This window comes from Micromonospora craniellae (assembly GCF_014764405.1).
GTDB lineage: Bacteria > Actinomycetota > Actinomycetes > Mycobacteriales > Micromonosporaceae > Micromonospora > Micromonospora craniellae.
Genome location: NZ_CP061725.1, coordinates 3,525,083 through 3,539,125 on the forward strand (window position 1 = coordinate 3,525,083; position 14,043 = coordinate 3,539,125).

General features: G+C 67.4%; 11 protein-coding genes and 1 pseudogene. 8 read left to right on the top strand and 4 right to left on the bottom strand.

Annotated elements, in window-relative coordinates; genetic code table 11:
- Window positions 1-220 precede the first annotated feature (220 nt).
- On the bottom strand, window positions 221-2,134 hold the full coding sequence (locus ID554_RS15725; protein ID WP_117231173.1) for an AfsR/SARP family transcriptional regulator: 1,914 nt from the start codon (window positions 2,132-2,134) through the stop codon (window positions 221-223).
- A 63-nt stretch (window positions 2,135-2,197) separates the two neighbouring features.
- Window positions 2,198-3,991: an Hsp70 family protein gene (locus ID554_RS15730; protein WP_223884096.1), complete on the bottom strand. Its 1,794-nt coding sequence runs from the start codon at window positions 3,989-3,991 to the stop codon at window positions 2,198-2,200.
- A gap of 313 nt (window positions 3,992-4,304) precedes the next feature.
- Between ID554_RS15730 and ID554_RS15735 the strand changes: the two genes are divergently transcribed.
- The 5 genes from ID554_RS15735 to ID554_RS31715 all read left to right on the top strand — a co-directional run bounded on the left by ID554_RS15735 (window position 4,305) and on the right by ID554_RS31715 (window position 9,007).
- Window positions 4,305-4,556: a hypothetical protein gene (locus ID554_RS15735; RefSeq protein WP_191088947.1), complete on the top strand. Its 252-nt coding sequence runs from the start codon at window positions 4,305-4,307 to the stop codon at window positions 4,554-4,556.
- A 143-nt stretch (window positions 4,557-4,699) separates the two neighbouring features.
- On the top strand, window positions 4,700-5,341 hold the full coding sequence (locus ID554_RS31710; protein ID WP_223884097.1) for a hypothetical protein: 642 nt from the start codon (window positions 4,700-4,702) through the stop codon (window positions 5,339-5,341).
- Window positions 5,342-5,612: 271 nt separating this feature from the next.
- A complete protein-coding gene (locus tag ID554_RS15745) occupies window positions 5,613-6,455 on the top strand; it encodes a transposase family protein (RefSeq protein ID WP_396888371.1) in 843 nt (280 codons plus the stop codon).
- 609 nt (window positions 6,456-7,064) lie between these two features.
- Window positions 7,065-8,315, top strand: coding sequence for a group II intron reverse transcriptase/maturase (gene ltrA, locus ID554_RS15750; RefSeq protein WP_223884098.1), 1,251 nt, complete (start codon window positions 7,065-7,067; stop codon window positions 8,313-8,315).
- 110 nt (window positions 8,316-8,425) lie between these two features.
- Entirely contained in the window at window positions 8,426-9,007 is a 582-nt protein-coding gene (locus ID554_RS31715) for a hypothetical protein (RefSeq protein WP_199489330.1), read from the top strand.
- A 41-nt stretch (window positions 9,008-9,048) separates the two neighbouring features.
- Here ID554_RS31715 and ID554_RS15760 read toward each other — a convergent pair.
- Window positions 9,049-9,453 (bottom strand): annotated as a pseudogene (locus ID554_RS15760) (transposase); the annotation flags it as partial.
- Window position 9,454: 1 nt separating this feature from the next.
- Here ID554_RS15760 and ID554_RS15765 point away from each other — a divergent pair.
- The 3 genes from ID554_RS15765 to recD2 all read left to right on the top strand — a co-directional run bounded on the left by ID554_RS15765 (window position 9,455) and on the right by recD2 (window position 13,028).
- Window positions 9,455-10,192 carry a DUF981 family protein gene (locus ID554_RS15765; protein WP_396888550.1) on the top strand — a complete coding sequence of 246 codons (738 nt, stop codon included), beginning with the start codon at window positions 9,455-9,457 and terminating at the stop codon, window positions 10,190-10,192.
- 87 nt (window positions 10,193-10,279) lie between these two features.
- Window positions 10,280-10,591, top strand: a complete 312-nt coding sequence (locus ID554_RS33120; protein ID WP_117231382.1) for a winged helix-turn-helix transcriptional regulator — start codon at window positions 10,280-10,282, stop codon at window positions 10,589-10,591.
- 232 nt (window positions 10,592-10,823) lie between these two features.
- The gene (gene recD2, locus ID554_RS15775) at window positions 10,824-13,028 is read left to right on the top strand and encodes an SF1B family DNA helicase RecD2 (protein WP_223884099.1); all 2,205 of its coding nucleotides are present in this window, start codon (window positions 10,824-10,826) and stop codon (window positions 13,026-13,028) included.
- A 762-nt stretch (window positions 13,029-13,790) separates the two neighbouring features.
- Here recD2 and ID554_RS33125 read toward each other — a convergent pair.
- The gene (locus tag ID554_RS33125; RefSeq protein ID WP_117229896.1) at window positions 13,791-13,982 is read right to left on the bottom strand and encodes a DUF397 domain-containing protein; all 192 of its coding nucleotides are present in this window, start codon (window positions 13,980-13,982) and stop codon (window positions 13,791-13,793) included.
- Window positions 13,983-14,043: the final 61 nt, after the last annotated feature.

Below are 14,043 nucleotides of genomic sequence, written 5' to 3' on the forward strand. Positions count from 1 at the left end.
TCACAACCGCAGGTCAGCCCCCGTACTGCCGAACGGGTCGTTGTCACGAAGGCTCCACCGTCGAGAGGCGTCGCGGTTGCTGGCAACAGGCCGCAGCTCCCCGCGCCACGCCGCCGGCCGCCCACCTTGCTCTTCGCGGCGCGGCCCGGCAGATCAAGTAAGGCTGGCCCCGGAGCCGTCCGGGACGGCAAGGCGCGTGGGACGGGACGGATTCAGCGGATCAGGCGCCGCCGGGCACGAACGCGCCGTCGAGGCTGAGACCGGCGGCGGTGAGACGCTTTCTGTACCGATCGGTCAGCACGACGGCGGCAGCCTGCTCACCCAGGTCGCTGAGGATGCGCGCGGCCTGCTGATGGAGGTCGGCGTTGTACGGGTCGACACGGATCCCGCCTTGTAGATGGGCGAGTGCTGTGTGAGGGTCGGGTGCGGTGTCGGCGAGGGCGGCGTAGGCGTCGAGCGCTCTGCGTCGGGCGGCTATCCGGTGTGGTTCGAGCCAGGGCCATGTGTGTCCGGTGGCGAGGTCGCCGGTGTAGGCGGTGATGACTGCCTGCCAGGCGGCTGCGGTGTCGGTGAGGGTGGCTGCCGCGTGGTCGGCGGTGGTGTGGAGGTGCCACAGGTCGACGTCGACGTTCGTCGGGTGGAGTCGGTAACGGTCTCCGCTGCGGTCGATGATCGTTGCGCCGGTGGTGGTGCGGGCGGCGGTGCGGAGTTCGCTGAGGGTGGTGTAGAGGCGTCCGGTGAGTCGGTGTGCGGGGAGTCCGGGCCAGAGCGCTTCGGCCATGAGGTGGCTGTCGGCTCCGTCTACGTGGACGGCGAGGAAGACCAGCGCCTGCCACGCCGCGGACCGCCGCAGGGCCACCGGTGAGCCGCCGACCAGCAGCTCCGGCTCACCCAGCACCCGCAACCGCAGGCCAGAAGAGTTGCCGCGTCGTGGGCCGGCCTGGCGAGGTATCCGCGCTGTCGGCGCAGGTGCGGCGGAGGTGTCTGGGGCCGGTGGGTCGAGGTGGCCGGTGACGGTGAGCAGGTCGGTGGTGGTCACCTCGTCGAGCACACATATCCGATGTCCGGCAGTGTCGTCGGCCGTGTGGCCGTCGGCGTCGACGTGCCAGACCGCCGCTTCTGGCCATGGTCCCAGCACGACCGGGACGGCCGCGCCTGTGACGACCGTGTCCGTCGGGGGAGCGTCGAGGATCAGTATCGCAGGCGCCCGTCGCCCATCCGCTCCGTCCGTTGACATCGCCGGAGGCGATGCGACAGCCAGGGCGGCGTGCGCGATGGTGTCGACGATCGTCAGTCCCGACCCGGGCCGTAGCCGCTCCACTGCAGGCCCGAGCAACATGTCGCCCGCGCGGCGGGTGATCACTACCTGCGCGTCCGGTTGTCGCATCGCGGTGAGGAGGACGCTGACCAGCAGGCCCCGTGCGGCGTCGAGTGCGCCTGGTCCGACCAACCCCACTCCCGTAGGCGGCACCCCCACCGGCAGCACTGCCGCCGGTGCGGATACGGGGTACTCGGCGGTGGCGGCGGTGATGGCCGCCACGGTGGACGGCAGAGGCGTCAGATCCGCCCCGTCGTTGTCGGCGGGGCGTGAGTGGGGGCGGTAGCCGCGGCGGCGGCGGAGCCACATCAGCCCGACCGCGACCGTCACCTGGCCGGCGACCTCGCGGGGCAGCCACCCACCGGCCACAGCGACACCGCCATCAAGCCCGGCCCGCTCACCCTCATCCGGCGTGGGAAGACCTGTGCTTCCTGTCGGTGGCACCGCGTCGACGCCGACAGCTGGTGTGGCGGGAGTGGGGATGGTGAGGGCGGCGGCGCCGGCGATCCCGGTCGCGGTGGCCTGCCACGGAGTGGGTAACGGCAGGCGGCGCAGCCACCGCACGCCCGCCCACATCCGCACCGCGACGCGGACGGTGATGATGTAGGCGACGAACGCCCACAACAGCCACGCCAGCACCACCGCCATCAGCATCAGGTTCTGGCCGGTCAGCGGGTCACGGATCCACTGCCACACCACCAGCCGCACCCCACCGCCCGGCGACGGCCACCCCACCACCATGACGAGCAGCAGCGGCGGACCGGCCAGCACCACCACGAGTACGACGAGCGACACGACTTGCCGCGTCCAGCGCATCGTCACCCACCTCCTACCGGACCGCGTCCCCGCACGGCAGCGACGTCGGCGAGGACACCCCCGTCACCGGACGGCCGTCACCGGGGCAGGGTGGATGATGCGGGTCCACAGACGACCCAGCCACCACACCCCGACCGCGACCGCGTAGATGACCGCCAAGATCCCCGTCGTGCCCGGACCCGCCAGCGCCGCGATCAGGATCGCCACCGGCGCGCCGAGGACCAGCCGCAGGACCGGCCGCGACACCAACGCCGTGACCACCCCAACCCCGATGAGCAGACCACCGAACCGGCCGCCGAAGTCGATCCACACCAACATGTGCGGCCACCGCTCCGCCGTCACCGACCACTGCAGCACCAGCATCCCCACCGTCGCCGTCACCACCGACGACACCGGGAACGCCAAGAACTGCGACCACCCACCCGCCGGCGTACGCCACTGACGCACGGCGATCACCGCGAGAACCGCCGCCACCACCACGATCGGCACGATCGGCACCACCGACCAGCGCAGGAACGGACCCAGCTCCATACCGATGTACTGGCTACCCACCACCGCGTACATACACGCCACAGCGACACCCAACCACGAGGCGGTGAGGATGCCGGTGGCGACCTGCGCCCCCGGCGACAACGGCAACCCGGTATCGGTACGCGACGCCAACGCCGCACCCAGAACCGTGCCCACACCGAGACAGGCGAGCATCGCGAACACCGACGCCATCGCCAGCTCACCCCAGTTCAACGTCGCCCACTTCCCCAACGCCGCGCTGTTCCACACCGGGGTGAACAACATGTGCGACACCAACGCCAACGACGCGAACCCCGACACCGCCACCGCCAGCGCCCGCCCCACCGACGGCAACGGCTCCACCACCACCTCCGGGCCCTCGCCCGGACTCCGCGCGCCGGCGTCCGCCGCCCCATGCGCCGCCGCGAGCGGAGGATCCCGCACCAACAGCGGCGTGAGACCCGTCTCGGTGGCCAGCACCTCCGCCACCAGTCGCATCTGCGCCGTCCCACCCGCACACCACAACCCCGCCACCGTCGCCGGGTCGACCTCCGCCGCGTCCACCGCATCCCGGACCAGGCCCGCCGCCCGTTCCAGGACCGGACGGGCCGCCTGCGTCAACACCAGATCGTTGACCACCACCGCCGGACCCGACGGCACCGCAACCGACACCGCCGCATGCGCGAACAGGGCATGCTTCGCCGTCCGCACACTCGCCGTCAACGCCACCTCCTCACCGGTCCCCGGAGCGACGGGATCGGGGGAGAGGGCGGCAGTCATCGCCGCGTCGATGGCGTCGCCACCGGCATCCGGGTCGGCGAGGGTGGAGAGGATCTCGAAGCCGACCGGAGTACGGCGGACGACGCTTACCTCGGCGCCGCCGCCCAGGTCACACACCACGATGGCGTCGCCCACCGGCAGGGGCACGCCTCCGGCGAGCAGGTGCGAGGCCACCGCCACCGGTGCCTCCACCAACCGGGGCTGCGGCAACCCTGCCCGATGCGCCGCGTGACGAAGCCAGGTACGACGTCGCGGTCCCCACCCCGCCGGCACCACCAACCGCACATCCTCCACCGCAGCTCCGACCATCCGTCGGGCCTCGTCAGCGGCACGCCGCAACGTCGCCGCCACCAACTCCGCCGGCACCACCTCCACGCCCGCCACGCTCACCTGCTCATCAGCAGGACGACGGGGGACAGGAACGAACCTCTGCGGCTGCGCCACCGCCGCCCGCCACGCCTGCTGCCCCGTCACCACCGACCCGTCGTCGGCGACCAGCACCGCACTCGGTAGTCCAGGCTCACCGTCGAACACCAGCGGCGACCACGACCCGTCCGACCACGCCACCACACCCGTCGTACTGGCACTCCCACAATCGATCGCCAGCCGAACCTGCCCCGATCGCATGCGCCATAGTCAAACATGAATCACGCCATCACGTGAGGGCATAACTACACACAGCGGCAGCCATCGGGCTGGGAAGTGAGCCGTGCATCTCCGATCTGGCATGACGTGGAAAGGCGTCGTCGCGCCGCGTGGTGCACGTTCCTCGGGCGGATCCCTCAGATCTCGGTTGATCAGCGGTGGACCCGGCCACGGCGACAGCCCAGCCCGGGAGAGCGGCTGGGTGAGTGTCGGCGCCGGATCGCGGGGAGGAACGATGGTCGCCGTGACCGCTCCTTCCCGTGCGCCGCTCGCCGTGTTGGAGGCGGTGCTGGAGCAGCTGACCTACGTCAACCAAGAGACCGGCTACACCGTCGCCCGGGTCGCCACCGGCCGCGGCGGTGACCTGTCTGGTCGGCGCGCTGTTGGGCGCGCAGGCCGCGGCGAACGAGCCATCACCACCCCCGAAACCTTGAGGATCCTCACCAAATTGTGCTGCAGTCCATCCCAGGCGACCGCGATCCTGTAGGCCATCCTCGTTCCCATGCCGCGTCGAAGCCGACCGCAACGCGGAAAGAAGTGGCTGATCAAGATAGCTTGAGGGCGTACTCGCTGGCGCCTGTCTCATGCACTTTGATCGATTGACTGAAGGTGTTTCTCGCGCTACGTTGAGTGTTCATTGCGCCATTGACGGAGGTGAAGGTCAAGGCGCGTGCGTCACAACGGGGAGAAATGATCTTGATCAGAAGTATGCGTGCATCGAGCTTAGCTATCGCCGTGGCCGTCGCCTTGCTGTCGACCGGAGCGAGCGCCGTGGCCTCTCCACCGGCATCGGACCCGTCGCCGGCCGCAGCTCGACCAGGGCTGGCGCCCGCCGATGCGGAGGGCACGTACCTCGACGAGGAGGGCAACGTCCTGTCGATGCGGGGGCGGGACGCCGACCTGGTAACAGGCAGAGCCCTGCTCCTTGGCTGCACACCCGGCAACGGAGCTGACAATCCGCACTGGACGACGCCTGATGTCTCGGGTCATGGAAGCTACGTCAAGGGAACGTGCACTAACAACACGGCTAAAGTTTACAACTGCTTGTACGAGTGGTACACCGACGGCACCTGGCGTCGGAAGTCGTGTTCGAGCACGGTGACGGTGACGGCTGGCGGCGGGGCTGGGAACAGGTCCAACGCCCGGCACGTCTGTCACTCGACCAGCCAGCTCATCTCCTGGCGCAATCACGAGGACGTCGACGTCATCGGCGAAATCGACGACGGCAACCAACCCTACAGGCAGGCCAGCGTCTATTGCGTAGTGAACTAGCCGTAGCGTTCACGATGGGCCATAGAGACCTCCGGTGGGTGTGGGCGTAAGCACCTCACGCCCCGCCGGGGGTTTCTCCATGGATCATGCCGACGCGCCGCCAAAGACGCTCATTAGCCACTGCAACTACAGTGAGGTGATCTCAGCAACGCATATGTGTTGATTGGCGCGACACGGGCGAAGGCGGCGAGTCGGGCGGCAGTGGAGACAGGCGTGGAGCCATCGATAGACATGTCCTTGCGACAGATCCACGTCTTCGAGAGGGCTCCACGTGATTGCCTATCGTGCCATGATCGACGTCCCGAGGGAACTCGTGCAGCATCTCGCGCGGCTGCTGTACGTGCAGCGCCGGGCCTGCGGCACTCGCCGTGGCACTCGTGCGTTGACCTGCTTCTACCAGGCCCTGATGGTGCTCGTCTGGTTCCGCAAAGGTGAGGACATGACCTTGCTGGCAGCCGGCTTCGGTATCTCCCGGGCGACGGCGTACCGCTACCGCGACGAGGGCATCACGGTGCTCGCCGCCCAGGCGGCCGACCTGCACACCGCTCTGCGTCGGGCCGCCGCCGACGGCTGGTCCCACGTGATCCTCGACGGCAAACTGTTCGACTGCGACCGGCTCACCGAGACCACCCTGTCGGTCAAGGGCGAGACCATCGACGCCTGGTACTCCGGAAAACACCGCGACTTCGGCGCGAACATCCAAGCGATCATGCGTCCAGACGGGCTGCCGATCTGGACCTCGGAAGCGATGCCCGGACATCTACACGACACCAGCTGCGCCCGCGACCTCGGGATCACCGCCGCCCTGAACTGGTCCGCCGCCGAACTCGACCTGCCCGCCCTGGCCGACTCCGGCTACGAAAGCACAGGCCACGGCATCAAGACCCCGATCAAGCAGCCCACCGACGGCAGCCGCCTCGCACCCGACAACCGCGCCTACAACCGACTGCTCCGCGGCCTGCGATGGCAAGGCGAACGCGGCTTCGCCATCCTGATCGGACGCTGGAAGACGCTCCGCCACACGAACATCAGCCCACGCCGAATCGGCGACATCGTCACCGCCGCATTACACCTGACCCACTTCGAATACAAATACCTACCAGTAAGTCGTTGAGATCACTTCTTGTGAACACGAACGTGGAAAGCGAGGCAAAGATTGATGACGGTCTCGTGGACTGCGGTGCTGTATGGGAGATGGAGGTTGTTTGGCCCTCCGGAGCCGGCTTGCGGAAGCAGGCTTCAAACCACCACGAGGGGCGTTGGCTGAAGACCGTCGTCCTGAGCGTCGTTGGAAAAGGCGTGACTGTGATCGCGTCAGGTATGGACCGGGAAGATGAGCGATGAACGTCGAGTTCTCTGCCGTTGACGTGTCGAAACTCAGTCAGACGACATCAGAACCGAGGCCGGAGGTGAGTCTCGGGATGAGCCTGGGGGATATCCGCTTACTGCCCAGGTGGTGTCCGGCATATAGGCAGCATGAGCCCGGTCCAGGCTCTCATACGGAACGTGTGAAGGCGGACCCCGATACCGTCCGTCGGTTTACCGGCGGCGAGAGGGAGGACTCCAAGCGGAGGAAACCGCGAGGAGCAGAGTACCGATGCGGGGACGCTGGCGGACTCGCCCGTAGTAGCTGTGAACCGCCTGCGTATCGCAGTGGGTCGGGGAGCGAAGGGGCGGGGTCGTTCAGGCTGGTTTGTGCGGTCAACCGTGAGGGAGGAACCGCGTGAGTCAGCCAGGGTTGACAGGCAAGTCGCACGATATCCCAAAGCGGCTGATCTGGGCCGCGTGGTTGAAGGTGAAAGGTAATGGCGGAGCGGCCGGGGCCGACGGAGTGACGATCGAACAGTTCGAAACGAGGTTGGCTGACAACCTCTACCGACTGTGGAACCGTATGTCGTCGGGCAGCTATTTCCCCGGCCCGGTCCGGGCGGTGGAGATCCCGAAGAAGGGTGGGGTCAGGATTCTGGGCATTCCCAATGTGGTCGACCGGGTGGCGCAGACGGTGGCGGTGCTGGTGTTGGAGCCGGAGGTGGAGAAGGTGTTCCACGACGACTCCTACGGATATCGTCCCGGACGGTCCCCGATTGATGCGATTCGGGTGTGTCGGCAGCGGTGTTTCAAGAAGGACTGGGTCGTCGATTTGGACGTCAAGGCCTTTTTCGACTCCGTGCGGTGGGATTTGATGCTCAAGGCGGTGGCGCGTCACACGACTCACCCGTGGGTCATGCTGTATGTGGAGCGCTGGTTGAGAGCGCCGATGCTGATGCCCGACGGGACCCTGACCCATCGGAACAAGGGGACACCGCAGGGTGGTCCGATCTCCCCGTTGATCGCCAACATTTTTCTGCACTACGGCTTCGACACCTGGATGGGCCGTGAGTTTCCCGGGGTCGGGTTCGAGCGGTTCGCAGACGATGTGGTGGTCCACTGCGTGACCGAACGTCAGGCGCAACAGGTGCGTCAGGCGATCGATCGTCGGTTCGCGGACATCGGGTTGCAGTTGCACCCCGACAAGACGCGCATCGTGTACTGCAAAGACGACCGGCGCCGTCTCGACTACGAGCTGGTGACGTTCACGTTCTGCGGGTACGCGTTTCGTCCCCGGAAGGCATGGGACAAGATCCGCGGAAGGGCCCGGACCGGGTTCCTACCCGCGGTTGCCCCGGGGAAGCTGACCGATATGAGCCGCAAGGTCGCGTCCTGGCGGCTACATCGACGCACGACCGGCAACCTGGCAGACCTCGCCGTAGAGGTCAACCCTGTCCTTCGGGGCTGGTTGAACTACTTCACCGTGTTTTACCCGAGCGCGGTCTACCCGATCGGCAAGCGCATCGATCGTCATCTGATGCGCTGGGCGAAGTGGAAGTACAAGCGACTCAAACGCAGCGACGACAGAGCTCGAGTATGGCTACGAGACGTCCGGCAACGGTCGCCCGACCTGTTCGCGCACTGGGCGATGCGGTACACGACCTGACAACCGAACGGCACGAGCCGGATGAGTCGAGAGGTTCACGTCCGGATCTGTGGGGGACGGCGGGTGAAACTCCCGCCGTCTACCCGGCAGTAGCGGTCTATTATTCGATGATGACACTGCAGCCCACTGGCGAACTCTCTGCTGCGGCGTGGCTGCATGCGACCGATGTCGACCCGGCACGGTTGATCACGTTTGGGCCGGCCTCGTTCCCCGCGTACGCACGCCTTCGCTACTTGCCCGATCCGGTCCTTCCGAATATGCGCGAGTCGGACGTGCGGCTCCCATCTCGCCGAACAACTGAGATCGACATGGCCCGAACAGCGTTGGAAGCCCTCGCCGACTACAGCTCCTCCACGCGCGATTGTTATGTCTGCGTGTGGGAAGGCGGCGCGACGCTCCGGAATCCTGCACTGACTGGCGGATCCATGCTGGACCTTCCGCACCGGCGATACGTCCTGTTCAGCGGCACACTGAACGACTTGATGGGGTGGAGCGACTTGTTCGACTCCGAAGTGTCCTCGGCGCCCGCATTCGTCTGGCCAGCGGATCATGCGTGGTGCTTCGCCAGCGACGTCGACCCTCATTGGGCCGGCATCGGAGCCGAGCGCGGGGTTGTCGACCGCCTCGTCGCGCACAGGAACCTCGACGTGGTGCATGCAGACCCGGCAGAGCGGCAGCCGACGTATTACTGAGCGCCTCCCTTTCCGCGATTCGGAGGCACCAGCGGCGCGGATTACGCCTCGGCGCTGGATCGCTGAGATGCTCCTATAGCTGTCAAGTGGTGCTGGTGGCTGGGGGCGCTGTTCAGGGTCCGGAAGAGTTGCCGGCTGATGTAGCGCTTGAGGCTGCGCATGACCTCGCGATACGTGCGTCCTTCGCGGGTGCGGCGGGTCACGTAGTCGCGGGTGCGGGGGTCGTGGTCCATGCGGACCAGCGCGACTGTGTAGAGCGCTCGGTTGAGGCGTCGGTCGCCGCTGCGGTTGAGCCGGTAGCGGGTGGTGTTGCCTAATGAGGCCGGAAGTGGTGACGCGCCGGCCAGGGCAGCGAACGCGGCTTCGGAGCGGACGCGGCCAGGGTGGGACCAGGCGAGTAGGACGGTGGCGGCGACGACGGTGCCGACACCTGGCAGGGCGAGCATGATTACCGTCCTCCGATTCTGGGCGCAGGTCCGTGCGCTGCCCGTGGCACAAGCGACCGCCGTCGCGCAAGCCGCATCGCGTAGCGAGGCGGCTGGTGGCGGGGGAACAGGAACTCTTGCGATTGCCACCAGAGCCGACACCACGACGATCACGGACGTCGAGCAGAGCGGCGGCTTCCACCCCGCAGACCACGCTCCCGTCTTTCTGATGCTCGGCGTCATCCTGACTGGGCTTGGCGGTGCGATGTCGGTGACTCACCCTCTCACGGCCAACCCTCCAGTCAACATCCTCTTCGGCGAACCCTGCCTGTGGCTCGGCGTGCTGCTGCTCGGCGCGGGTCTGCACCTGTCGCGGAGCCAGCACCTCTCTGCCGGCGCGATCAAGGCCGCATCGCCGGTGGTGTTCGGTGTGGGCCTGATCCTGGCGTTCTGCGCGGCGGCCATCGCACGGTTCGAGCTGATAGGAGCGGCACCGGTGGAGGAACCGATCACCGGACTCCTGCATGCCTATCCCGTCGTCGAGAACACCTTCTTCGTCCTCCTCTACGCCCTGTCCGCCGCAGGTGCGCTCGCCTTTCCGTGGCTCCTCTCGCGTGCCGGTGACCTGGCGTGGACGATCATGAAATGGAGTTGGTCCATCGCCGGATTGGGCTTCCTCATCTTCAGCGCCCTGAACTTCTACACCCATATCGGGATGATGGTGAACCTGACTCGACCTGATGCCGCTTTCCGGTTCTGACCGAAGACGTCCTGTGACTGCCGTATCGGGCGGTGCTTCGCTAAGGCAGCAAGCTGGCCATTGGAACATTCGTGATGACGGGAAACGATGAACCAAAAGCCCGTGCAGGCTGTTCTGCAATTATTCAACCACCGATGGACTCTGGAGATCCTCGCCGCGCTCACGTCCGGGCCACAGAGGTTCAACTCGCTCCAACGTGTGACCGGAAACATCAACGCCAAGACTCACCGGGACGCGCTGCAGCGCCTGGTAAAGGGACAACTCGTACGCCCCCCGTCCGACGGCGACGGAGTCCACTACGCACTGACCACGCTTGGTGAACGAGCACTTCCGGCTCTCAGGGCGTTCGCCGCCGGGCTTTCGCACGCAAAGCCTTCTCGACCACGCCAGCGTGTCTAGCAATTCGGTGCCTGTCGCCATACCGCCTAGTCATCCGGCGGGGAAGTGAGCCGTGTATCTCCGATCTGCCATGGCGTCGCAGGGGCGTCGTCGCGTCGCGTGGTGCGCGTTGCTCGGGCGGGTCCCGCGGATCTCGGTTGATCAGCGTGGAACTGGCCACGGCGACAGCCCGGCCCGGGCGAGCGGCTGGGCGAGTGTCGGTGCCGGATCGCGGGGAGGCACGATGGTTGCCGTGACCGTTCCTGTCCGTGCGCCGCTCGCCGTGGTGGAGGCGGTGCTGGAGCGGTTGACCTACGTCAACGAGGAGACCGGCTACACCGTCGCTCGTGTCGCCACCGACCGTGGCGGTGACCTGTCGACGGTGGTCGGCGCGTTGTTGGGGGCGCAGCCCGGGGAGAGCTTGCGGCTGCACGGCCGCTGGTCTTCGCATCCGAAGTACGGCCGGCAGTTCGAGGTCGACTCCTACACCACCGTCTTGCCGGCCACGATTCAGGGCATCCAGCGCTACCTCGGCTCCGGGCTGGTGAAGGGCATCGGACCGGTCTTCGCCGAACGGATCGTCGCGCACTTCGGTCTGGGCACCCTGCGGGTCATCGAAGAGGAGCCGGCGCGGCTGGTGGAGGTGCCGGGGCTGGGCCCGAAACGCACCGCGAAGATCACCGCGGCGTGGGAGGAACAGAAGGCCATCAAGGAGGTCATGGTCTTCCTGCAGGGCGTCGGCGTGTCCACGTCCCTGGCGGTGCGGATCTACAAGCAGTACGGCGACGCGTCCACCGACGTGGTGACGAAGGAGCCGTACCGGCTGGCCGCCGATGTGTGGGGGATCGGTTTCAAGACTGCCGACACCATCGCCCGGTCGGTGGGGATCCCACACGACAGCCCGCAGCGGGTCATGGCCGGCCTGCAGTACACCCTGTCCGAGGCCACCGACAACGGCCACTGCTACCTGCCCGAACCGAACCTCGTCGCCGACGCGACGAAGATCCTCGACGTGCCCGCCGACCTCGTCACCCGCTGCCTCGGCGACCTGGTCGCCGACGAGGGCGTCGTCCGCGAGACGCTCCCCGCGGCCGGCGGTGAGCCGCTGCGGGCGGTGTATCTGGTGCCGTTCCACCGCGCCGAGCAGTCCCTCGCCTCCTCGCTCCTGCGGCTGCTCCATGATTCAGGCGACCGGCTGGCCCACTTCGGAGGTGTCGACTGGGCCAAGGCCCTGGCCTGGCTGAGGGCCCGCACCGGCGCGGACCTCGCCCCCGAGCAGGAGCAGGCCGTCAGGCTCGCGCTGACCTCGAAAGTCGCGGTGCTCACCGGCGGGCCGGGCTGCGGCAAGAGCTTCACCGTCCGCTCCATCGTCGAACTCGCCGCCGCCAAGAAGGCAAAGGTGACGCTGGTCGCGCCGACCGGGCGGGCCGCCAAACGCCTGTCCGAGCTGACCGGTCACCCCGCCGCCACCGTGCACCGGCTCCTGCAACTCCGCCCCGGCGGGGACGCCTCCTACGACCGGAACAACCCTCTCGACGTCGACCTGCTCGTCGTCGACGAGGCATCCATGCTCGACCTGATCCTGGCCAACAAGCTCATCAAAGCCGTCCCACCCGGCGCCCACCTGCTCCTCGTGGGCGACGTCGACCAGTTGCCCTCCGTCGGCGCCGGCGAGGTGTTACGGGACCTGCTCGCCGCACCCACCATCCCCCGGGTGCGGCTGACCCAGATCTTCCGCCAGGCCGCCCAGTCCGGCGTGGTCACCAACGCCCACCGCATCAACGCCGGCCGCCCACCCCTCCTTCAGGGCCTGCCGGACTTCTTCCTGTTCGCCTGCGACGACACCGACGCCACCGCCGCCCTGACCGTCGACGTCGCCTGCACCCGCATCCCCGCCCGCTTCCGGCTCGACCCGCGCCGCGACGTGCAGGTCCTCACCCCCATGCACCGCGGCCCCGCCGGCGCCGGCGCCTTGAACGGCCTGCTGCAGCAGAAGCTCACCCCGCACCGCGAGGGACAGCCGGAGCGGCGCATGGGCGGGCGGGTGTTCCGGATCGGCGACAAAGTCACCCAGATCCGCAACAACTACGACAAGGGCCAAGCCGGCATCTTCAACGGCACCCTCGGCATCGTCACCGCCCTCACCAGCGAGGAACAGACCCTCACCGTGCGCACCGACGAGGACGAAACCATCGACTACGACTTCGACGAACTCGACGAACTCACCCACGCCTACGCCATGACCATCCACCGCTCCCAAGGCTCCGAATACCCCGCCGTCGTCATCCCCCTCACCACCAGCGCCTGGATGATGCTGCAACGCAACCTGCTCTACACCGCCGTCACCCGCGCCAAACACCTCGTCGTCCTCGTCGGCTCCCGCCGCGCCCTCCACGCCGCCGTCCGCACCGTCGGCGCCGGACGCCGCCACACCGCCCTCGACCACCGCATCACCTGAGACGTGATCGAGCCCGGCCCCCACAACCCGTCGCGCCCCTCCGCCTGCTCCTGCCGATCATCCTCAGGAGGCAGCACCGCAGGACCGGACGGCACCGCAACCGTCACCGCCGGATGCCCGAAGAGCGCATGCTTCGCTGTCCGCACACTCGCCGGGAACGCCACCTCCCTCACCAGCGGCCACGAGGGAGAGAAGTGATGGCCATTCCTAGTTCCGCCGCTGGTGGATCGATCGTTGATCCCGTCCGAGCCCTGCAGCGTGCGCCGTCGGATGACGCCGGCCGATGAGCCGCAACGACGATCTTGTTCACGATCGGGAAGCCGCTGAACCTCCTCCACGCCACTGACCTGCATCAGGTTGGAAAAGGGACCACTGTTTCGGATCGGCCGTCAAGCGGCCAAACGTCATGGTCCGAACGTGGACCCGCTAAGCGCGGTGTAGGCGGGCTGCAGCGCTTTGGCGATCTTGTCTCGGCGGGGTCGTCGGCATAGACGAGTTCGTTTTCGACCCCCCTGTGGCCGTCGGGGTGGGGTGCCGATGGGCGTGGTTGCGCTGTTCGTGGTGGGTGTCGTCGTGTCGTCTATACGGGTGGCCGGGGGTTCCGTAAGGTCTCGTTGACGGGACGCGGGGGTGTGGAGTACCTGTGCGAGCGGTTGAGTGGTGCCGGGCCTCGGTGCCGCCGGGGTCGATCGGCGACGGTGCCGGGCCCTGGGGTGGTGTCGGTTGCTGGCGGCGCGTTCGCGTGCCGCGCCGGTTCGGTGGCTATCGGGTGGGGTTGTCGTGGGTGCGGAGGAATGAGCGCCAGGAATCGTGAGTGAATGACAGCGTCGTGCCGGGATCGGTGGAGTTTCGCACCTGGACGGTGATGGAATGACGGGATACTTCGACACAGTTCTCATGGTCGCATCGGGAACTGCGGGTCCAGACAGGGGATGTGTTGTGGGATTTGCTCACGGCGATTCTCCTGGGTCATCCACGGGGCAGCCATTTGTGGGAGGTGGCACAGCGCCGGTCG